Below are 21,525 nucleotides of genomic sequence, written 5' to 3'. Positions count from 1 at the left end.
AAGTTGCAAAAAGGAAGAAGCTCCCTTAACGTGTAACTGAACCGTGACGGTTATCAACCGGTTAACTTTTATCTACTTCCGCTTTGCTTGCGTACTTTTCGCTGGCCGCTGCTTCCGCCTCTGCCTTTTGAACCTGCGCCATCCTTCCAATGCTCGCTATAACTTCCCTCCTGAATCCGCAGAACGCCGACCGGATCAACCGCATTATCAAGAGCCTGGAAACCGAGTTCGGCCTCGACGACGTGCAAGCCACCCCCGACCCGCACCTCACGTATCAGCTGGCCGGCGTGCGCAAGCTCTCGGCCCTGAACCAGGTGCTGCGCGACGTGTCGCGGCATACCAAGTCGTTTGTGGCCCATACCACCGGCCTGGGGCTGTTTCCGGGGCCGAATCCGGTTATCTACATTCCGGTGCTGCGTTCCAACGAGCTGAACAAGCTGCACCAGCGTATCTTGCACGCCACCAAGCCCTTATGCCTGCGCACCGACAAGTTCAGCGGCCCCGACTGCTGGCTGCCGCATATTTCGCTGGCCCTGCACGACACCACACCCGAATTGCTGGGGCCGGTGCTACAATACCTCAACCAACAGACGTTCAACCTAAAGCTCACCATCAACAACATCACCATTCTGCGGCAGGAAGGCGAGCTGTTTGTGCGCGAAAAGTACTTCATGTTTGAGGGCCACAAGCACGAGAAAGCCCCGCTGCTATTCGAGTAGGCCACGCCGCCCGGTGGCCGGGGCTCACCGCAGAATCCGAGAAATCCGCTACAATCCGGGCCAATCCGTGAGTAGCTTTGCCGCTCTACTTCACCAACTGATTTTCGCTTATGTACTCAACCGTACTGCTGCTGCACTCCTGGACGCGCTGGCTCGTCCTTGTTTTTGGGCTGATTGCCGTATTCCGCGCCTTCACGGGCCGCCAGGGCCGCCCCTGGACCGGCGCCGACAATGGTATGGGCGCCGCTTTTGTAGGCTCCATGCACTTGCAGCTTCTCTTGGGTTTGATCTTGTATTTCGGCCTGAGCCCCTACGGCGTGAAGGCGTTTGAAACCGCCGGCGGAGCCGTCATGAAAGACCCCATTGGCCGTTTTTGGGGCGTAGAGCACCTGGCAGGGATGATATTGGCCGTAGTAGCCGCGCAAGTAGGCCGCACGCTCTCCAAGAAAGCCACCGACCCTATAGTGAAGCATAAAAAGGCTTTCACCTGGTTTCTGATTGCGCTGATACTGGTGCTGCTCATGATTCCGTGGGGCATCTGGAACCCGGCCCGCCCGGCGTTCCGCCTGTAGTTGTTAGGTTTCATCTACATACAACGGCCCTCTTCCAGCGCGGAAGGGGGCCGTTGTTATTTCCAGCGTATGGGGCAGCTCAGATGCCCTGCCCGCCCGATACCTCGATGCGCTGGGCGTCAATCCAGCCGGCTTCCTCGGTGCACAGGAAGGCTACCACCGGCCCAATGTCGGTGGGCAAGCCTACGCGGCCCATGGCGGTGAGGCTGGCAATGTGGGCGTTAATCTCCTTGTTGTCGCGGGTGCGGCCGCCGCCGAAGTCGGTTTCAATGGCCCCCGGCGCCACAATGTTCACCCGGATGCGGCGGCTGGCCAGTTCCTTGGCCTGGTACTTCGTCAGCGTTTCCACGGCGGTTTTCGCGCTGGCGTAAGCCGAGGAGTTCGGGTAGATGATGCGCGTCAGGCCCGACGAAATATTGATGATGCCGCCGCCATCATTGAGTAGCGGCAGCGCCTTTTGGGTCAGGAAGAACGGTCCTTTCAGGTGAATATTCAGAATATCATCGAACTGCTGTTCCGTGGTTTCGGCAAACGGGGCATAGAGCCCGGTGCCGGCGTTGTTGATAAGAAAATCGAACTGCTCGGTGCCAAAGGTGCTGCTTAGCGTGGTCTTTACCTGCTCCAGAAAGGCGTCAAAGGAGCCAACGTTGGAAGCATCCAGTTGCAGCGCGGCGGCTTTGCGGCCCTGGGCTTCAATTTCGGCTACCACGGCGGCGGCTTCGTCCTGCTTGCTGTGGTAGGTCAGAATGACGTCGAGGCCTTTGGCGGCCAGGTTGAGGGCCATGTTTTTGCCGAGGCCGCGGCTGCCGCCCGTTACGAGGGCTATTTTGGTGGTGCTCATAGTGAAAAATCAGGGTTAGATGACAAGGCAAAGGTGGCGGGCACAGCCACCGAAAGTATGGTGAGTAGTTCAGATTAAATGGTGACAGTTTCCGCTTTCAAACTTTGCAATAGCCCCCAAAGCTCAGATGATTCTATTCTTCATCAACGAAGGATTGCTTACAAGCCGAATGTGCAATTCGTCTTCATCTCCGCTTGCTGTTAAAAGAAAATCCTCAGGATTTCCCTTAGCATCTAGGGTGTAATCCTTCAAGTCGACAAGCTCTTCCGCTTCCTGGGTCCGGTATGAGAAGAAACACAGTGGCATTGCCAGCACGGTATCCAGGGTTGAATTGAAGTGAATTTTTTGCACGAAAACACCATCGGCTCGTTCCACTTGAAAATCCGTGAAATAGCCGTCGAAAAACGTTACGTGCGGATTGGCCTGATAGCAGATCAAGGACTGTGTATCAAAATAGCCTGCTGCTTCATCAGAAACTTCTGTAGCAGCAATGAACTGATAACGAAGCACAAGATGCGTTGTCCCCGTATTTAATACACGCCATTCATCTGCGGTAGCTGGTACAGCCGTGGCAGGCAGCAGGATTTCCTTCAGCCAAAAGCCCAAACCTATAAGCAAGAGGAAAGGGAGCAGCACGAGGCCCACCACCACCACAATAGTGATGTTAATAGCATCGGCTGTAGAATTACTATCCGAGGGTAAAAGCTTTTTCGTAATGTATACTCCCTGCATAGCAGTATTATTTTAAGCAACCGCCCTATAAAATTAGGTTAAGCTCAGCGTCACAAAACACTGCTGTGCTGCGCGGCCCACACTTCCTCCCGATACTGCCGGGGCGTAATGCCCACAAACCGCTTGAAGAACTTGGTGAAGTTAGACGGGTCGTAGGTAAGCTGGGTGGCTACTGCCGCCACCGACTGCTGCGGGTTGCGCAGCAGCTCTTTGGATACGGCTACCAGTTTCCGCTCGTAAATGGCGCAGGGTGCTTCGCCGGTGGTGAGCTTAAGCGTATTGCTGAGGTGGGTGGGATGAATGCAGAGCTGGCTGGCAAAATCCCGGATTTCCAGCGCCTCCGTGGCCCGGCCAGCCGCCAGGTCGTCCACGTGGGTGTGCACCAGGCGGGTGAAGTCGGCGGTTATTTCGTGCTGGCGGGCCAGAATCTTCTTCGGAATAGGCGTGAGAGGCATATAGCGGGTAGTTGGAAGGATGCTGCTGGAAAGACGCAATACGGCGTTTTATACTTGCTGCTGGTGGTTGGAATGCATATCCTTTTCCGGCTGTCCGCTGCCAAGAAGTAAGGACCTGCCCCCTACCGTGCGAAACATCTGAAGCGCCTAATAGTTTGATTGACGTAACTTCATAGCATGAGCAAGCCTACCACCCTCGAAGAATTCTACCAGCAGAAAATTCACTGGATGCCCGAAAACCTGAAGCAGGACATTGGGCATTTCAACGTGTTTCGGCTCGATGATTTTGTGGGCCCAACTGCCTGCCACCTCCCTTACAGCCGCAAAGATTTCTACAAAATAACGCTGGTAAAAGGCCGCAGCAACTACCATTTCGCCGACAAGACGGTGGAAATCAGGGGTAACGCACTGCTGTTTGCCAACCCCATGGTACCCTACGACTGGGAACCGCTCGACGACAACCAGACGGGGTATTTCTGCATTTTCACCGAGGCGTTTTTGCAGCGCTACCTGGTGGCCGGCGCCCTGGACATGCCCATGTTCAAGCCGGGCGGGCAGCCCCTGTATTCCCTTACCGATGCCCAGCTGGCCAATGCCACGCAGCTATTCGAGAAGATGACCGCAGAGCTGGATTCCGACTACGCCTTTAAGTACGATTTGCTGCGCAACTACGTGTTTGAGCTGGTACACAGCGCCCTGAAGCTACAGCCCGCCACCACGCTCTACCAGGAAAGCAACGCCGCCACCCGCATTGCGTCCCTGTTCACGGAGCTGCTGGAGCGCCAGTTCCCGATTGAAACGCCGGGCCAGCAAGTGCGGCTGCGCAACGCCAATGCCTTTGCCGGGCAGCTGGCCGTGCATGTTAATCACCTCAACCGCGCCCTGAAAGAAGTAACCGGCAAAACCACCACCCAGCTCATTGCCGACCGGCTGGTGCAGGAAGCCCACGCCTTGCTCAAGCACACCGCCTGGAACGTATCGGAAATCAGCTACTGCCTGGGGTTCGAAGAACCGGCGCACTTCAACAACTTCTTCCGCAAACAGGCGGGCACTACGCCTACGGCCGTGCGCACTGTTTGATTTTCGCAAGCATTGGTTTGAACCGGGCAAGTTGACTGGCTTTGCTGTACTCTAGTTTTGCAGTGTACTAAAACACGCAACTATGAGCACTTCTCAAACCTGGTTTGTGACCGGGGCCTCGCAGGGACTGGGGCTGGCACTGGCCCGGCAGCTCCTGGCGGCCGGTCACCGCGTAGCCGCTACCTCGCGGCGCCGCGGCAACCTCACCCAAGCCCTCGGCGCCGCTTCGCCCACCTTCCTGCCTCTCGAAACCGACCTCACCAACGAAGCCAGCGTGGCGCAGGCCATTAGCCAGACAATTGATACGTTCGGAGGCCTTGATGTGGTAGTGAATAATGCCGGCTACGGCATTGGGGGCAGCGTAGAAGAACTGACCGACGTTGAAATGCGGCAATCATTCGACGTGAATGTGTTTGGTGGGCTGAATGTAATTCGGCAGGCGCTGCCGCACATGCGAGCGGCGCAAACCGGGCACATTCTCAACATTTCCTCCATTGCGGCGCTGGCGGGCGCTACGGGCTGGGCCATTTATGCGGCTACGAAGGCCGCAGTAAGTGCTTTTTCGGAAGTGCTGGCGCAGGATGTAGCCCCATTTGGCATCAAGGTGACGGTGGTTGAGCCAGGCGCGTTCCGCACCAACTTCCTCACGCCCGAGTCGCTGGTGTTTGCCGCGCAACCTATTACGGCCTATCAGGAAGTACGCGCGTCGCACGCTAAGTACCTCGCCATGAACGGCGCACAGGCCGGCGACCCGGAAAAAGCGGCCGCTGCCATCATGCAGCTAGCTACCGAACCCAACCCGCCCGTGCATCTGCTGCTCGGCCAAGATGCCTACCAACGCGCCACCCAAACACTCCATTCCCGTCTCCAGGAAATCGAAACCTGGCAACATCTCACTGTTTCAACCGGCTTCGAGCAGTAGCAGCAACCGAAAGCGGCAGTGAGTGCAGTTTCTATGTTACTATTTGGTTTCCGGCTGCAATAAAATGGCCTCAAGCGCGTCTGCTTTTGTAGCTACCTCACTCTTTAACCGCTTTTCTTATGCTGTATCAATTCGCAAGCCTCGCCCTGAGCGATTCGCTGTCTTATCAAGAAAACTATCAACAACATGGCAACCAAGAATATATGGTTCGTGACCGGCGCCTCGAAGGGCCTCGGCCTGACCCTAGTACACCATCTGCTGGCCCGCGGCTATGCGGTGGCAGCCACCTCCCGCAACCTGGAAGAACTGAAACAAGCCGTGCCGCCTAGCAACGGCCACTTCCTGCCGTTGCACATGGACCTCGGCAACGAGGACAGCATCCGGCAGGCCATTGCCACTACCATCAGCACCCTGGGTGGGCTCGATGTGGTAGTGAACAACGCTGGCTACGGCCAGGTAGGCGCCCTGGAAGAACTGTCTGACCAGGAAGCCCGCAAGAATTTCGACGTGAACGTGTTTGGTTTGCTGCACGTGCTGCGGCACGCCACGCCCCACCTGCGGCAGCAAGGCACCGGCCGGGTGTTCAACATTTCCTCGGTGGGTGGCTTCACCGGCAACTTTCCGGGCTGGGGCGTGTATTGTGCCACCAAGTTTGCGGTGGCCGGCCTCACCGAATCGTACGCGGCGGAAGTAAAGGATTTTGGCGTGCAGGCCAGCGTGGTGTACCCCGGCTATTTCCGCACCGACTTCCTGACTTCCGGCTCGTTGGGCACGCCCCAGCATCCCCTACCCGAGTACCAAGCCGTGCGCGACTCACAGGCAGCGCACGAGCAGCAAATCAACGGCAACCAGCCCGGCGACCCGGAAAAAGCCGCCGCTCTGCTGGTGCAAACCAGTGAAGCCGAACAGCAGCCACTCCACCTGTTTCTAGGTGCCGACGCCTACCAGATGGCCGAGCAGAAAATAGCCGCCGTGCAGCAGGATATGCAGCAGTGGCAAGAGGTAGCCACTGCAACGAACTTCGTAGCAGCATAAGCCTCCGCACTACAATCAATCATCAAGCCCACTGTCCATTCCGGCAGTGGGCTTTTTGCTACCTCTTAGCCAGGCCTCAGAGGGCAGATGGTGGCCACTTCAAGTTGCCGCGTAGCGGCTTTAGGTTTGTAGTAGCAGGATGGTTCCCTTGGAACGATGTGCCGCGTAGCGGTGCAAGAAATCGTTAGCACGTTCCCTATACCGCTACGTAGCGCCCAATTATTCGGGTTACGTCTTTTCTACAAACCTGGAACCGCTACGCGGCTACGTCGCAACTCGGGTTTGCAAGGCACTTGCAGACGAAAAATATAGAAAATCAGATATTAATTAGACCTCGACAACACTATTCCGTATATGACTAAAATTCAAAATTTTACCCGCTGAACACTATGAGCCAGAACCTGCTAGAGCTTGTCCAGAACTACTTTGGGGGCGACACGGTGCGCCAGACCAGCACGGCGCTGGGCGAAAACGAAAGCGGCATCGGAACGGCGCTGCGTAGTATTGTGCCATTGGTGTTGGGTGGGCTGTTTGCCCGTTCTCAGCAGCCGGGTGGCGCTACTGAACTATTTGGGTTAGCCAACCAGGCACATAGCAGCGGTATTTTGAGCAACATGAGCAGCTTGCTGGGCGGGATGAACGTCAACAGCACTGCTCCAGCCTCCGACGGTGGCCTGCTCAATAAAGGCGCCGAGCTGCTTCGCTCAGTGCTGGGCAGCAACTATACGCCGGCGGTGGAAGGAGTTAGCCAGCAGGCCGGCGTACGCACCTCCACTACCAGCAGCCTGATGGCCATGGCTGTGCCCGTTGTTTTAGGGCTGCTAGGCAAACACAGCGCCGAAAACAACCTTGATGCCAACGGTTTCGGCAGCTACCTCAACAGCCAGAAAGGTAGCATTATGGGGGCTCTCGGCAGCTTGCCCGGCGGGCTGGGCTCGATACTTTCCGGGCTAGGCCTGGGAGCAGCGGCCAGCAGCGTAGGCACTGCCGCCAGCAGCGCGGCTACTGGTTTCGGCAACACCGTTTCGGCCGCAGCTGACCGCACCGGCGACGCCGTGCGCAACACCACCCGTGAGGTGGAAACCGTGGCCACCTCCCCCAACCGCTGGCCCTGGATTCTCTTGTTGCTGCTGGGGTTGGCGGCCCTGTTCTACTTTATGCGCGGCTGCAACAAAGAGCCCGAAGCCACCGTGCCCGCCACCACCGCGCCCATGACTGATACCACGGCTATGGCCCCGGCCGCCCCGGCTGCCCCCACCGGCCGCTACGACGAAGCCAGCGGCAACTACATCTACGAAACGGGCGCCAATACCGAAATCAAGCTCTCCGATGGTGCCGTGCTGAACGTGGGCAGCAGCTCGATTGAAGCCCGGCTGTTCAACTTCCTCAACGACGCCAACCAAACCGTGAGCGACGACAAAACGCAGGGCTGGATGAGCCTGGACCGGGTGTACTTCAATACCGCCAAATCCACGCTTACCGCCGAATCGGAGGCGCAGCTCAAGAACATTGCGGCCATCCTGAAGGCCTTTCCCAACGCTGCCATCAAGTTCGGAGGCTACACCGACAACGTGGGCAAAGCTGATATGAACCTGACGCTCAGCGCCGACCGCGCCAATACCGCCCGTAAAGCGGTGGTAGACGCCGGCACCGACCCCGGCCGCGTAGCCGCCGAGGGCTACGGCCAGGAGCACCCCATTGCTTCCAACGATACGCCCGAAGGCCGCGCCCAGAACCGCCGCGTAGATGTGCGCGTGACCAAGAAGTAGGAGTACCAACCCTAACGCAAAAGCCCCGCCGCTGACAGTCAGCGGCGGGGCTTTTCCTTGCCATGCGGCTTCAATTAGTTAAGCCGCTGATAGATTTTGTGCTGTGGTATTTTACGCACCATCCTATACTGCCTAGAAAGGTTACTGGGCAGCTGCTCCTTATAATTTACCACATAGTAGTCTGTTGCCGACGCCGCGCAAGGCAGAAAACACTGTATGCCACGCTGTGCATTGATGTGATAAGCACTGAAGCTTTCCCACGAGAAGGCAACGGTACGGTTTGTTGGAATACCTTCTAAAGCAGTTTCCAGCTTCTGATAGGCTTTGTTGTTATCAAAGAAGTAGATGTTTTCAGATTTCACAATGGGGTTGGCTTTCATAAACTTAGCTCCTAGTACCAGCAACACTCCGCTGATGATACCTAGCTGCCAGCGGCGCGTTTGCCAGTGTGCGGGCAGCCGGGCCAGCAGCCAGTAAAGCGCCACTGGCACCAAGGCCAAGGCCAGGCTGAAGTGCCCAACTAAGTTACGCTCATTGGTACCGCGGCGCATCCCAAGTGTGGTAGCTGCTAACAGCACCAATAACAGTGCATAAAACAGCCCGTAGGCAAACCACACCGTATTTCGCCGAGCCGCCAGCAACAGCAGCGGAACCAGGGCCAGCACATAGCTCAGTTGCACTCCTAGCACTTTGGCGCGAGAAAAGCAGTAAGTAGCGTAGTTCCCAAAGTCTTGGCCCATGATGGGCAGAAACTGCTGGAGTGTGTCACTTTTGGGGCGGACGTACTCATTGCTGGTGATGGCCGCCAAACCTGAAAAGCACAGAGCCGGCAAGTAGAACAGATACACCACCACCAACACTGCCATTTGATAGCGCCAGAAGCGCCAGTCAATTTCTCGGTGTAGCAGTTGATAGACAACGCCGAATGCCAGTTGAGCTAAATGGAAATACAGAAAAGTGGGCACCAAAGCGTAGCCCGCCACGCAGCATAGCCCATTAACCAGCATATCATTGCGCCGCCGCTCACGCAAATAAGTGAACAACGTAATAAAAGCGCCCCAATGCATTAGCGCATACAACGCGTAGCCGCGGGCCTGAAAACCAAAGGCCCAGAGCGGAAATTGCAACGCTAGTATCAGCGTCACGAACGCCGTTAATAGCCGATACTTCAGCAGAGGCCGCAGCCAGCCGTACGCCAGCACCACCGTTGCCAGGTACGCTCCCCCCGACAGCCACCGCCCGGTAGCTACCAGGTTGTCGGCACGACCAAACAAGATGCCATTCAACAGGTTGAACAGCAGATGATTGTTGGGCAGCATGTAGTAAGCCACGGTCTGAAACGGCGGCACTTTTGCGCAGTAGAGAGCAGAAAATATTTCATCGGTTCCAGGCGCCACCCGAACATTGCCCCACCACCACACACCGCTGGCCACCGCCAGCACCGGCAGCAAATACAAAACATCGGGCCGCCAGTTTTGGCTTGGCGGCGCACTAGGCTCCGGAACCGGGGCTTGCCGGCTATGGTACACCAAGTAGCCAGCTCCGAATAGGCACAACGCTAGCCCCAACAGCCCCAACTGGTTGCCCTGGTTTTTGACAGCAGGCGTAAAGAATTTTTCAGCCCACGTCTCAACCTGATAAAAGCAGCTATTCAGCCCCAGGTACCAGCCCCGAAGCTCCGCGTAGGAATGGAGTAGATACGCTCCTATTCCTGCCCCAGCCGCAAGCAACACGGCCGCCCCCATAAGGGAGCGGCCGTGGTAGGAAAGTCGAAATGAAGACATTCAGAGAGTTGCTGACGTCTACTGCCCCAGCACCATAGCAAACACCAGCGGCGCTACGATGGTAGCATCCGACTCGATGATGAACTTGGGCGTATCCTGGCCTAGCTTGCCCCAGGTGATTTTCTCGTTCGGCACGGCACCGGAGTAGGAACCGTAGGAGGTGGTGGAATCGGAAATCTGACAGAAGTAGCCCCACAGCGGCACACTGGTGCGGCCCAGGTCCTGGTGCAGCATGGGTACTACGCAGATGGGAAAGTCGCCGGCAATGCCGCCGCCAATCTGGAAGAAGCCCACTTTGCTTTCCTCGGTAGCTTGCTGGGTGTACCACTCGGCCAGGTAAATCATGTACTCGATGCCGGTGCGCACGGTGTGTACATTCTTAATATCACCGGAAATAACGTGGCCCGCGAAGATGTTGCCGAGCGTGCTGTCTTCCCAACCAGGGCAGATGATGGGCAGGTTTTTCTCGGCGGCGGCCAGCATCCAGCTGTCCTTGGGGTCAATCTGGTAGTACTGCTCCAGCTCGCCCGACTTCAGAATCTGGTAGAAGAACTCGTGGGGGAAATACTGCTCGCCGGCCTTATCGGCCTTTTCCCAGAACTTCAGCACCGAGTGCTCCAAGCGGCGCATGGCCTCTTCCTCGGGAATGCAGGTGTCGGTTACGCGGTTCATGTGGCGCTCCAGCAGGGCCTGCTCGTCGGCGGGCGTCAGGTCGCGGTAGTGCGGTACCCGCTCGTAGAAGTCGTGGGCGACCAGGTTGAAGATGTCCTCTTCCAGGTTGGCACCCGTGCAGCTGATGATTTGCACCTTGTCCTGCCGGATCAGCTCGGCCAGTTGGATGCCCATTTCGGCGGTGCTCATGGCGCCGGCCAGCGTTATCATCATCTTACCCCCATCGGCGAGGTGCTTGTTGTAGCCTTCGGCGGCATCAATCAAGGCAGCGGCGTTGAAGTGGCGGTAGTGGTGCTTGAGGAAGTTGGTGATTTGCATTGCGTGTATGTTCGGTATTAGTGGGTGTGCGGTGTACAATCAAATTGCAACCAGGAATCGTTCAAGAATTAAGCGCTATATCGAAGATTCTGCATAACGCCCAATTGCGGCTGGGTTGCTTGCAAAAATAGCTTTCCGCCGACAGTTATACTGTTATGAAATAGGTGGCGGCTGAAGCTGAGCCACGGCGCTCTGCTTCAGGATATACTCTAGTAGCTGCTCAGGGTTGAGGTCGACGCCGCTTAAATTCACCGAAATAGGAGTGAAACCGAGCGCCTCATTGGCCCCGGCCAACTTGCGCTTGAGGGGCGACAACCGACTTAGATACGTCTGCTCGTTACGCAAATGCAAGCAGATGAAATATTCCCGGTTCACGGAGTTGATATAAGCCCCCATGATATCGGCCCAGGGAATCAAGCCGACGCCCAAAGTACGGTCCAGAATCCCCACATCGGTGAGTTGCAGCCGGGGGCGGGTGTCTAGCAGTTGCCATATACCTACGGCAATTCCCGTCCCGAAGAAGAGAATAGTAACCAGACCCAGCCCCCAATTCCCGGTTTTCACTATTATCCAGATTCCCATCACTACAAAGGCCACCCCACCGAAAGTGAGCAGCGCGTAACGCCCGCGGGAATTATAGTAAATCAGGTTTTCGGTCATAACAGCAAAGCCGCTTTAGATGGGCTGCTCAATCATGAGGTTGTGGTTGGTGTAGATGCAGATGTCGGCGGCAATGTGCAGGGCATCTTCCACCATTTGGCGGGCCGTAAGGTGCGGGGCGTGCTTCTTGAGGGCCAGCGCGGCGGCCTGGGCGTACATGGCGCCCGAGCCAATGGCGGCCACGTCGGAGTCGGGTTCGAGCACGTCGCCGGAGCCGGCAATGATGAGCAGCTCGTCACGGTCGGCTACCACCATCATGGCTTCCAGCTTGCGCAGGTACTGGTCTTTGCGCCATTCCTTGGCCAGCTCAATAGCGGCGCGGCGCAGGTTGCCCCCGTAGCCGTTCAGCTTCTCCTCGAACTTATCGAGCAGCATAAACGCATCGGCGGTGGAGCCGGCAAAACCGGTCACGACTTTGCCATCCTGGAGCTTGCGGACCTTGCGCACGTTGCTTTTGGCCACGTGCTTGTCCATGGTGGCCTGCCCGTCGGCGCCCAGGGCTACTTCGCCGTTGTGGCGGATACCGAGTACGGTAGTGGATCTTATTCTCATTGCAGTTATCAGTTGTGAGTTGCCCGTTGTCAGTTCACCAGTGCCACATAGCTGTAAACAACGAAGAGTTGGCTGGCAGTGCTAATGCACCAACAACCAACTCCCCATTCTACCATTTCTGGCAACTATAAACTGGCAACTGGCAACTGACCTTAGAATCGGGCCTGCAATTTAGCAAAGTAAAACCGGCCGTTCGAGCCCATCTGCACCGGGTCCCAGGCCCCGCCGGTTTCCGTCACCTGCGGATTGAAGAACGAAGGGTAGCGGTTGAACAGGTTGGAGCTGCCCACCGAGAGCTGCAAATGGTCGGTGAGAGAGTAGCTCAGCGCCAAATCGGTGGTGATGCGGGAATCGTACACCTGCTCCTGGCCGTCGTAGTCAATCAGCTTCACATCAGCGAAGCGCACGAAACGCAGGAGCGCCCCAAAGCGGCCCATCTGGTAATCAAACGTGAGGTTGATTTTGGACGGCGGGGCCGAGGCCTTCACAAACGCCTGCTCACGCGGCCCGAAAAACTCGTCTTCGCGGCCCGTCAGGCGGCCCGAAGTCTGCACCCGGTCAATGCGCAGGCGGTTGAAGTTGGCAGCCAGCGTCGAGTTCAACCGGCCGCCATTGAGCGCCAGCGTGTGGCTCAGCACGGCATCCAGCCCCAACGACTTGGTGGAAGCTGCGTTGGCAAAGAACTGCGCCTGTCCCACGTTCAGCGCCTGCAAATCAGGACCAATCACCGGGTCGTCGGCCGAGAACTGGCTGGTGAGCACCACCCGGTCGTCAATCTTGATGTAGTACCCGTCCAGCGTCAAGCTCAGCGCGGAACCGATACGGCTGGTCAGGCCGATGTTGGCGCTGTTGGAAGTCTCCTGCTTGAGGCTCGGAATGCCCAGCTTCTGCGTAACGGCGCTGTTGTTGCGGGCCAGCAGCACTTCCACCGGTTGGCCCTGGATGAAGTTGGTGAATGTAGAATTGAAGTTGACCTGCGCCAGCGAAGGTGCCCGGAAGCCAGTACTGTAGGTGCCGCGCAAGGTCAGGAACTCGGTCAGGTTGTAGCGGGTGGCTAGTTTGTAGTTGAGCGTGCTGCCAAAGTCGCTGTAGTTTTCAAAGCGCAGGGCGGCAGCCACCAGCCACTGCTGGGTCACGTTCAACTCGGCATCCACGTACGCACCGAAGTTGCTCCGCTTGGCCTTGATGGCGTCGCTGGGCTGGTAGCCCGGGAAACCCTGCGAACCGGCCGCCCGCCGCAACGAATCGGGCGTGCCGGCCGGGTCGTAGTTGCGGTACGAGGCTTCTTCGCCGGCAAACAGCGAGTACCATTCGCGCCGGTATTCGGCGCCCACGGCCAGGTTGAATCCATCTAGCACAGTTTTGTAGTTGCGGGTGGCGCTGAGCCCCACCACGTTCTGCTGGAGCTGGAAACCGCCTGCGTTGAATGTGGTCGGCGAGTTGGCTCCCAATGAGGCGTTCAGGGTATTCTCCACCCCGTACTCGAAACGGTTGGAACCGAAGTTGTTGCTCAAATCCAGGTTCCAGCCGCCAGCCAGCAGTTGCGCCCCTACCACAGCCGAGCCGTCCCAGATGTCGCTGGTGATGATGGGGTCGAAGCCGTTGGGGTAGATGGACGGTACGTTGCGGTCATCGTCGGCGAAGCGCGTCCAGGCATAGGAGTCGCCGCGGCGCTTGTTGAGGCCACCGAAGGCGTATACCTGGGCTTTGTCGTTGATGGGGAATTTGGCGTTCAGGTACGCCGCGCCGTTCTTCACTTGCGGGTCGCCGTACTCACGGCGCGCAATGCCATCCTCGGCGGGTACGTTGGCGCGTTGCGTGTGCTCGCGCTGGTTGTAGTCGAGGGTGGCATTCACGTAGCCACCCTGCTCGCCCACTTTCACGCCGTAGTTGGCGTTGGCGTTGAAGTTGCCACCGTCGAAGTTCTGGTCGTCGAAGCGGTATTTCGCGTCGTAGGCGCCGTAGTTGGTGCTTACGGTCAGCTCGTTCGTGGTTTTCTTGAGCACGATGTTGATGACGCCGGCAATGGCATCGGAGCCGTACTGGGCCGCCGCACCATCACGCAGAATCTCAATCCGCTCGATGCTGGCCGCCGGAATGACGTTCAAGTCGGTGCCGGTGTTGCCACGGCCGCGCGAGCCGAACAGGTTCACCAGCGCCGACTGATGCTGCCGCTTGCCGTTCACGAGCACCAGCGTTTGGTCGGGGCCGAGGCCGCGCAAGGAGGCGGGGTCCACGTGGTCGGCGCCGTCGGACCCGGTTTGGCGGTTGGAGTTGAACGACGGGGCCACGAATTGCAGCAACTGGTTCACATCAAGCTGCCCGGTTTTGGCCGTCACCTCCCGAATGTCAATCACATCCACCGGCGAAGGCGAATCGGTAACGGACCGGTTCTGGCTGCGCGAACCCACAATCTGCACCTCACTCAGGCCCGTGGAAGCCTCCGCCAGCTGCACCCGAATCGGGCCGTTGCCGCCCGTTACTTCCTGGCTGGCAAACCCAATAGAGCTAACCACCAGCGTAGGCGCCTGCGCCCGGGCGCGCAACGTGAAGCGGCCGTTGCCATCGGTGCCGGTGCCGTTGTTGGTGCCTTTTTCCACTACGGTGGCGCCCACTACGGGCCGGCCGTTGGCATCCAGCACTTGGCCGGTCAAGGTCTGACTTTGCGCCATAGCCGCCCCGCTGGCTAAGCAAAAAATGGTGATGGGTACTAGGTTTTTCATAGCGTACTGGAAAGAGAGTTAAGTCTGTTGGCAGGGCGGAGCGGAGCGGGAAAACATATTATTTTCACAATAAAGTGAATAAATAAAAAAGCCAGCCCTTGCGGACTGGCTTTCTTGCATGTATGTGGCGCTTAAATTATCAGATTAGCATCCGCATGGGGTCTTCGAGCAGGCTCTTTACTGTCTGCAAGAAGGCTGCGCCGGTAGCACCGTCCACTACGCGGTGGTCGCAGCTGAGCGTCACTTTCATGATGTTGCCGATGGCCAATGCACCATCCTTTACCACGGCCGTTTGCTTGATGCCGCCCACGGCCAGGATGCAGGCATCCGGTGGGTTGATGATGGCCGTGAATTCGTCGATGCCGAACATGCCCAGGTTGGAGATGGTGAAGGTACTTCCCTCCCACTCGGCGGGTTGCAGCTTCTTGCTCTTGGCTTTGCCGGCCAGCTCTTTCACTTCGGTGGCAATGGTCGAGAGGCCTTTGCCGTCGGCGTTGCGCACTACGGGCACGAGCAGGCCCTCGTCCACGGCTACGGCCACGCCAATGTTCACCACCTTGTTCTGGCGGATTTTGTCGCCGAGCCACGAGGAGTTGATAGCAGGGTGCTGCTTGAGGGCCACGGCGCAGGCTTTGATAACCAGGTCGTTGAAGCTGAGCTTCACCGGCGACAGGGTATTGAGCTGGGTGCGAACTTCCATGGCGCGGTCCATCACAATTTCCATCGTCAGATAGAAGTGTGGGGCTGTGAACAGGCTTTCGGAGAGGCGACGGGCAATAACCTTGCGCATCTGCGAAACCGGCGTCTCGGTGTAGTCGGCCGAAGACGTGGCGGGCGCCGGAGCGGCTTTCGGCGCTTCGGCTGGAGCTTGCTGCTCGGGCAGGGCGGCTTTGATGTACTCGGACTGAGGCGTAGCAGCGGGCTGGGCAGCAGGAGCAGCAGCGGCGCTTGGCTGCGCGCTTTCCAGGTCGCGGGAAATGATGCGGCCGTTTTCGCCCGAACCTTTAATGGTATTCAGGTCGATGCCTTTGTCTTTGGCAATGCTCTTGGCCAGCGGCGACGCCAGCAGACGACCACCAGCAGGCTGCTGAGTAGCCGTTGCGGTTTGTGGAGCGGCAGCGGCAGCAGCATTTTCAGCTGGTGCGGCGGCAGGAGCCGCTTCGGCGGCGGGGGCAGCACTACCGCCGCTCTGGCCGCCAATCAGAGCCTGCACGTCGGCGCCTTCTTCGCCGATAATGGCCAGGATGCCATCAACCGCTACCGATTCGCCATCTTTCGGACCGATATACAACAGGGTGCCGTCTTCGTAGTTTTCCAACTCCATGGTGGCCTTGTCGGTTTCCACTTCGGCCAGCACGTCACCGGACTTCACTTTGTCGCCTACCTTCTTCAACCAAGAGGCAATGGTGCCTTCGGTCATGGTGTCGCTCATTTTGGGCATGCGCACCACGGTGGCTTTCTTGCCATTGCCGGCAGCAGCTGGCGCGGCGGCGGGGGCCGGAGCGGGTGCAGCGGCGGGGGCCGGAGCCGGGGCGGGCTTCGGAGCTTCAGGCGCAGGGGCCGGAGCGGCTTCCACTTTGGGAGCTTCTGCGGCTGGGGCAGGGGCAGCGCCGCCACCTTGCAGCAGAGCCGAATAGTCTTCGCCTTCTTTGCCCACAATGGCCAGAATGCCGTCTACGGCTACCGACTCACCTTCCTTGGGGCCGATGTACAACAGGGTGCCGTCCTCGTAGTTTTCCAGCTCCATGGTGGCTTTGTCGGTTTCGACTTCGGCCAATACATCACCAGATTTTATTTTGTCACCTACCTTCTTGAGCCAGGACGCAATGACGCCTTCCGTCATGGTGTCGCTCATTTTGGGCATTTTTATGATTTCGGCCATCTGTTTCTTCGGTTGAAATGAGTGGGGGTCAAAATTAGCCCGAAAATCCGGCGGTGCAAACCCATGAGTGAAATGGTGAAGTGGTGAAATAGTGAGTTTGACGTTCTGTTAGCGCAAACGGCACGGAGCCGCGCCGAGAGAACGTCAAACTCACCATGTCACAATCTCACCACTTCACCATATTACTCTAAGTGGGCTACATCCAGGAAATTGCGCACCGTGAACATCGAACCGGTGTAGTGGACTTTGTAGAGGCACAGGTTGCGGTGCTCGAAGGCGTCCATGCGGCGGAGCGGGTAGCCCAGCAATTGGCAGAGCAGCACGCGCATGGCGCGGCCGTGCATGCACACCAGCACGTTTTCTTCTTCGGGCCGCGAGGTTAGCAGCTCGATAAACGGGCGCTGGCGGGCGGCTACTTCGTCGGGGCTTTCGCCGCCGGTGAGGCGGGCGTGGGTTTCGCCGCGGTTCCACTGCGCCAGCACGCCGTGGTATTCGGCATCTTCTTCGGCCGTGATGCGGGTGCCTTCGCGCACACCCCAGCTGATTTCGTTGAGCGCCGCGTACTGCTCGTGCGGCAAGCCCATGTCGAGGAAGCCTTGCACCGACTGGTGGGTGCGGCGCAGCACCGAGGTGTAGACTTTATCGAAGGGCATCTGTTTATAGGCCGCAAAGAACTGCGCCGCCTGTTGCCGCCCTTTTTCGTTGAGGTCGGAGTCGATGCCGCTGCCCTGCACGATGTTCTGCACGTTGAAGTCGGTCTGGCCGTGGCGAATCAGGTATATTTTTTTGACGCTCACTTTCCCGCTAGCTTTGCTGTTTATACCCAAAAGTAGCCCGATTTCGGGCGTTACCGGCTGTCCTTGTACGTTTTTCCACCACTAAATGACCTACCCCACCCGCGACGTTGCCCAACTCAATGCCTGGTCGAAGAACACCTTAGGCGAGCACCTGGGCATCGAGATTACCGAAGTTGGCGAGCAGACTATCTCCGGCCGGATGCCCGTTGACCACCGCACGCACCAGCCGATGGGCTTGCTGCACGGCGGGGCCTCGGTGGCACTGGCCGAAACGCTGGGCAGCATCGGGGCGGCCCTGCAAGTGGATTTACGCAAGAAAGCCTGCGTCGGGCTGGAAATCAACGCCAACCATATTAAAGGAGTGAAATCAGGGTACGTGGTGGGCAAGGCCACGGCGCTGCATGTGGGCCGCACCACGCAGGTGTGGGAAATCCGCATCACCCACGAAGAAACCGGCGCGTTGGTGTGCATCAGCCGCATTACCATGGCCGTTATTGATTTGCCTGCCCCGGCTCAGCCACAAGCATGAGTAAAACACCCTTGATTATCACCTGGCCAGCCCCGGCTACCCTGCCCAATCAGCTGCGCTGCCTGACGGCTTTTGCGTTGCACTATGGCTTGCCCGTGGCCATGTGGCGGCTGCCGCAAGCCCAAACCACGCAGCTGTGTTTCAGCTTCTCGGCGGAAGCGGCCCTGACTGGTTTGCCGCCCGCGCTGGAAGCCACGGCTCCGGCCGGTTTCGCCTTCTTCCCCTTCCGCGACACCGACCACAACCCGGCCCTGTTCATCCCCGCCGATGTGTGGTTTGATAGCGCGCAACCCCGGGAGCTACGCATCAACGAAACAGCTAGTGGGGCCGCTACTTTGCTGCCGAAGCTGCGGAAGTGGCTGGCTGCTGAGAACTTAGATAGTAGAACTAAGAACCAAGAAGATGAGGCAGCAGGTCACGACCTGACAACTGAAAAGCTAGCAACCAACAACCAGCAACCAACAACCAACTTACCCTGGCATGTAAGCCCGCAGCCGGTACCGCACGAGGCTTCTAAGGAAGAATACATGGCCTTGGTGGAACGCGGGGTGGCGGCCATTGAGGCGGGGCAAGTACTGAAGGTGGTGAGCAGCCGGGCCGTGCGGCGGCCGTTGCCGGCGGGGTTTGATGCCTTGCGGGCCTTCGTGGAGTTGGAGCATCGGTATCCGCTGGCGTTTGCCAGTTTGGTGAGTGCCCCTGGGGCCGGCACCTGGTTTGGGGCTACGCCCGAAACGCTGGTGCAGCTCACCGAAGATGGCCGTTTCTGTACCATGGCGCTGGCCGGCACCCAGCCCCGCCCCCCCGCCCACTCGCCGTACACGGCCGTCTGGCGGCAAAAGGAAATCGAGGAGCAGGCCTTGGTGGCGCGCTACGTCGTGAGCTGCTTCAAGCAGCTGCGGCTACGCGAGTACGACGAAACCGGCCCCCGCACCGTGGCGGCGGGCGAATTGCTGCACCTGCGCACCGATTTTTCGGTGAATTTGCGGCGCGTCCCCTTCCCTACCCTCGGCACCGACATGCTGCGCCTGCTACACCCGACCTCGGCCGTAGGCGGCATGCCCAAGCAGGCTGCCCTGGACTTTCTGCACCAATACGAAGGCTACGACCGGGCGTATTATAGCGGCTTCCTGGGCCCCGTGAACCTGCCGGTGGCCGGCGTGTCGCGCTTGTACGTAAACCTGCGCGGCCTCCAGCTCCGCCCTACCGAAGCCATCCTCTACGCCGGCACCGGCCTCACCGTCGATTCCGACCCCGCGCGGGAGTGGCAGGAAACCGAGCTGAAGCTAACCACCGTAGGGGCCGTATTGAATTAAAAATTAAGGAATTATAAATTAAAAATCAGTGGCACCTCTACGCCTCTTCTGCTTTCGTTTCTCGCCTCAATTGGCAGTCCAATTCTTAATTTTTAATTCCTAAATTCTTAATTAAGAAAATGCAGGCTGTTCATAACATTGCTGAAATCTGCGCCCGGCACGGCATTACCGATGTGGTGTTGTCGCCGGGTTCCCGCTCGGCGCCGCTGACGCTGGCCTTTGCCCGCCACCCTGCCCTCACGGTGCGGGTGGTGCCCGATGAGCGGGCGGCGGCCTTCATTGCGCTGGGTATGGCGCAGGCGCAACGGCGGGCCGTGGTGCTGGTGTGTACCTCGGGCACGGCCGGCCTCAACTACGCCCCCGCCGTAGCCGAAGCCTATTTCCAGCACGTTCCGCTGCTGATTCTTACCGCCGACCGGCCGCCGGAGTGGATTGACCAGCTCGACGGCCAGACTATCCGGCAGCACAACCTGTACGGCGCCCACGCCAAAGGAGCCTTCGAGTTTCCGGCCGATACCACGCATGCTGATGCCAAGTGGCATTCGGCGCGCATTATAAACGAGGCCATCAACTTGGCGCAGGCGGGACCAGCAGGGCCGGTGCAGGTGAACGTGCCGTTGCGGGAGCCATTCTACCCAAAGGCCGGTGAGGCAATCCAGTACGAGCAGGACGTGAAAGTGACGCGGGAACTGCCCGGCCGCCCACAGTTGCCAAGTTCGGTGCTAGCGGAATTTCGTGAGGCATTGCGCACGACCAGCCGGGTATTGGTAGTAGCCGGCCAACAACCCGCCGATACCGACCTGTTGCTGACGCTACACCGCTTTACCGCCGCCTGGCAGGTGCCCGTAGTCGGTGACTTGATTGCCAACGTGCACCTGCCCGTTGCAGCCGGCTACGACCAACGGCTGCGCCCGTTAGGCCACCAGGATGTGTTTATGGCGGTGCCAGAGCCAGGGCTGAAGGAAGCGCTGAAGCCGGAACTGCTCATCACCTTCGGCCAGTCGCTCATCTCGAAGTCGCTGAAGCTGTACCTGCGCAACGCCAAACCCGCGCAGCACTGGCACATCCAAGCCGCCGGTTATCAAGCCGACACGTTTCAGTCGCTTACCAAGCTGGTGCGCATGGAGCCAGCGGATTTCTTTGGGGCGTTGACCTCACCCCCCGACCCCCTCTCCAAAAGAGAGGGGGAGCCTGACGTATTGCCTGCAACTGAATCATTCGGCTCCCCTTCTCCTTTGGAGAGGGGGTCGGGGGGTGAGGTTTTCGTTGCGGCGCAAGATGCTACACGGGTAGCCACCAAGCCCGCTCCTACCGGCCCGATTCGGTTGGAGTGGCCGCAACCTGAGCAGCTATATGGTGCGGATGCTTCCGCCAAAGCCGCTTACCTAAAGCCGTGGCTGGCGGCCGAAAACTGGGCTACCGACTTCCTACAGGAGTTCATGCAGCAGCCCGAGCAGCCGTTCAATGAGTTTACGGCCTTCCACCACTGCTTGCAATTTCTCCCCGACCACGCTGCCTTGCACCTCGCCAACAGCATGGCCGTGCGCTACGCCAACATCCTCGGTCTGCCGCAGGGCCAGCAAGTGGAAGTGTTTGCCAACCGCGGCACCAGCGGCATTGATGGCTGCACCAGTACGGCGGTAGGCGCGGCCCTGGCCCAGCCCGAGCGGCCGGTGGTGCTGCTCACCGGCGACGTGGCGTTTTTCTACGACCGGAACGCTTTCTGGCACAACTACCCCACGCCCAACCTGCGGGTGGTGGTGTTCAACAACCACGGCGGCGGTATCTTCCGTATCATCGACGGGCCGCGCCAGCAGCCGGAGCTAGACGAGTTTTTCGAGACGCGCCAAGTGCTGACTGCCGAGAATACGGCGCGGGATTTCCAGCTGCGGTATTTCCCGGTTTCGTCGTTCACAGAACTAGAGTCGGCGCTACCGGTTTTCTTTGCACTGGAAACCGGCGCGGCCCTGCTCGAAATAACCACCGACAGCAAGACCAACGCCGAATTTTTTGAACAGTACCGGGCGGCGGTGAAAGCCGCTTTCGTTTCTTGACGCGTTAATACCCAGAACGTCATGCTGAGCTTGCCGAAGCATCTCGCGGGCTGACACAGGAGTAGTAATCCAACATCAGCCCGCGAGATGCTTCGGCAAGCTCAGCATGACGGCCT

The 21,525-nt window shown here is 58.6% G+C and carries 19 protein-coding genes; 9 read left to right on the top strand and 10 right to left on the bottom strand.

Annotated elements, in window-relative coordinates; translation table 11 throughout:
• The first annotated feature begins 149 nt into the window (after positions 1-149).
• Both J0X19_RS19495 and J0X19_RS19490 read left to right on the top strand, forming a co-directional pair.
• On the top strand, positions 150-719 hold the full coding sequence (locus J0X19_RS19495; RefSeq protein ID WP_206986102.1) for a 2'-5' RNA ligase family protein: 570 nt from the start codon (positions 150-152) through the stop codon (positions 717-719).
• A gap of 110 nt (positions 720-829) precedes the next feature.
• Positions 830-1,291: a hypothetical protein gene (locus tag J0X19_RS19490; RefSeq protein WP_206986101.1), complete on the top strand. Its 462-nt coding sequence runs from the start codon at positions 830-832 to the stop codon at positions 1,289-1,291.
• 79 nt (positions 1,292-1,370) lie between these two features.
• Here J0X19_RS19490 and J0X19_RS19485 read toward each other — a convergent pair whose 3' ends face one another.
• The 3 genes from J0X19_RS19485 to J0X19_RS19475 all read right to left on the bottom strand — a co-directional run bounded on the left by J0X19_RS19485 (position 1,371) and on the right by J0X19_RS19475 (position 3,319).
• Entirely contained in the window at positions 1,371-2,132 is a 762-nt protein-coding gene (locus tag J0X19_RS19485; protein ID WP_206986100.1) for an SDR family NAD(P)-dependent oxidoreductase, read from the bottom strand.
• A 123-nt stretch (positions 2,133-2,255) separates the two neighbouring features.
• Positions 2,256-2,864, bottom strand: coding sequence for a hypothetical protein (locus tag J0X19_RS19480; RefSeq protein WP_206986099.1), 609 nt, complete (start codon positions 2,862-2,864; stop codon positions 2,256-2,258).
• A 50-nt stretch (positions 2,865-2,914) separates the two neighbouring features.
• On the bottom strand, positions 2,915-3,319 hold the full coding sequence (locus J0X19_RS19475; RefSeq protein ID WP_206986098.1) for a helix-turn-helix transcriptional regulator: 405 nt from the start codon (positions 3,317-3,319) through the stop codon (positions 2,915-2,917).
• A 177-nt stretch (positions 3,320-3,496) separates the two neighbouring features.
• Between J0X19_RS19475 and J0X19_RS19470 the strand changes: the two genes are divergently transcribed.
• The 4 genes from J0X19_RS19470 (at position 3,497) to J0X19_RS19455 (ending at position 8,125) form a co-directional block, all read left to right on the top strand.
• Positions 3,497-4,399 (top strand): helix-turn-helix domain-containing protein, encoded by a 903-nt coding sequence (locus tag J0X19_RS19470; RefSeq protein WP_206986097.1) that lies wholly within the window; start codon positions 3,497-3,499, stop codon positions 4,397-4,399.
• Between the two features lie 82 nt (positions 4,400-4,481).
• Positions 4,482-5,321 carry an SDR family NAD(P)-dependent oxidoreductase gene (locus tag J0X19_RS19465; protein WP_206986096.1) on the top strand — a complete coding sequence of 280 codons (840 nt, stop codon included), beginning with the start codon at positions 4,482-4,484 and terminating at the stop codon, positions 5,319-5,321.
• Between the two features lie 186 nt (positions 5,322-5,507).
• Entirely contained in the window at positions 5,508-6,356 is an 849-nt protein-coding gene (locus J0X19_RS19460) for an SDR family NAD(P)-dependent oxidoreductase (RefSeq protein WP_206986095.1), read from the top strand.
• A gap of 389 nt (positions 6,357-6,745) precedes the next feature.
• Positions 6,746-8,125 (top strand): OmpA family protein, encoded by a 1,380-nt coding sequence (locus J0X19_RS19455; protein WP_206986094.1) that lies wholly within the window; start codon positions 6,746-6,748, stop codon positions 8,123-8,125.
• A gap of 74 nt (positions 8,126-8,199) precedes the next feature.
• Here J0X19_RS19455 and J0X19_RS19450 read toward each other — a convergent pair whose 3' ends face one another.
• The 7 genes from J0X19_RS19450 to J0X19_RS19420 form a co-directional block, all read right to left on the bottom strand.
• Positions 8,200-9,909, bottom strand: a complete 1,710-nt coding sequence (locus J0X19_RS19450; RefSeq protein ID WP_206986093.1) for a hypothetical protein — start codon at positions 9,907-9,909, stop codon at positions 8,200-8,202.
• An 18-nt stretch (positions 9,910-9,927) separates the two neighbouring features.
• Entirely contained in the window at positions 9,928-10,899 is a 972-nt protein-coding gene (locus J0X19_RS19445; RefSeq protein ID WP_206986092.1) for a deoxyhypusine synthase family protein, read from the bottom strand.
• A gap of 153 nt (positions 10,900-11,052) precedes the next feature.
• Complete coding sequence (locus tag J0X19_RS19440) at positions 11,053-11,559, bottom strand: STM3941 family protein (protein WP_206986091.1); 507 nt, start codon at positions 11,557-11,559, stop codon at positions 11,053-11,055.
• Between the two features lie 15 nt (positions 11,560-11,574).
• Complete coding sequence (gene hslV / locus J0X19_RS19435) at positions 11,575-12,111, bottom strand: ATP-dependent protease subunit HslV (protein ID WP_206986090.1); 537 nt, start codon at positions 12,109-12,111, stop codon at positions 11,575-11,577.
• Positions 12,112-12,263: 152 nt separating this feature from the next.
• Positions 12,264-14,834: a TonB-dependent receptor gene (locus tag J0X19_RS19430; protein ID WP_206986089.1), complete on the bottom strand. Its 2,571-nt coding sequence runs from the start codon at positions 14,832-14,834 to the stop codon at positions 12,264-12,266.
• A gap of 139 nt (positions 14,835-14,973) precedes the next feature.
• Positions 14,974-16,716, bottom strand: a complete 1,743-nt coding sequence (locus tag J0X19_RS19425; RefSeq protein ID WP_206986088.1) for a pyruvate dehydrogenase complex dihydrolipoamide acetyltransferase — start codon at positions 16,714-16,716, stop codon at positions 14,974-14,976.
• 182 nt (positions 16,717-16,898) lie between these two features.
• On the bottom strand, positions 16,899-17,513 hold the full coding sequence (locus tag J0X19_RS19420; protein WP_206986087.1) for a histidine phosphatase family protein: 615 nt from the start codon (positions 17,511-17,513) through the stop codon (positions 16,899-16,901).
• An 85-nt stretch (positions 17,514-17,598) separates the two neighbouring features.
• Between J0X19_RS19420 and J0X19_RS19415 the strand changes: the two genes are divergently transcribed.
• From J0X19_RS19415 to menD, 3 genes are all read left to right on the top strand, one after another.
• A complete protein-coding gene (locus J0X19_RS19415; protein WP_206986086.1) occupies positions 17,599-18,042 on the top strand; it encodes a hotdog fold thioesterase in 444 nt (147 codons plus the stop codon).
• Positions 18,039-19,355, top strand: coding sequence for a chorismate-binding protein (locus J0X19_RS19410; RefSeq protein WP_206986085.1), 1,317 nt, complete (start codon positions 18,039-18,041; stop codon positions 19,353-19,355). Before J0X19_RS19415 ends, J0X19_RS19410 begins: the two co-directional genes overlap by 4 nt.
• A 119-nt stretch (positions 19,356-19,474) precedes the next feature.
• Positions 19,475-21,409 carry a 2-succinyl-5-enolpyruvyl-6-hydroxy-3-cyclohexene-1-carboxylic-acid synthase gene (gene menD, locus J0X19_RS19405; RefSeq protein WP_206986084.1) on the top strand — a complete coding sequence of 645 codons (1,935 nt, stop codon included), beginning with the start codon at positions 19,475-19,477 and terminating at the stop codon, positions 21,407-21,409.
• Positions 21,410-21,525: the final 116 nt, after the last annotated feature.

Source organism: Hymenobacter telluris, from assembly GCF_017313265.1.
Classification (GTDB): domain Bacteria; phylum Bacteroidota; class Bacteroidia; order Cytophagales; family Hymenobacteraceae; genus Hymenobacter; species Hymenobacter telluris.
Note: the sequence above shows the minus strand (reverse complement) of the source record. Positions and strands in the feature narration are given on the sequence as shown.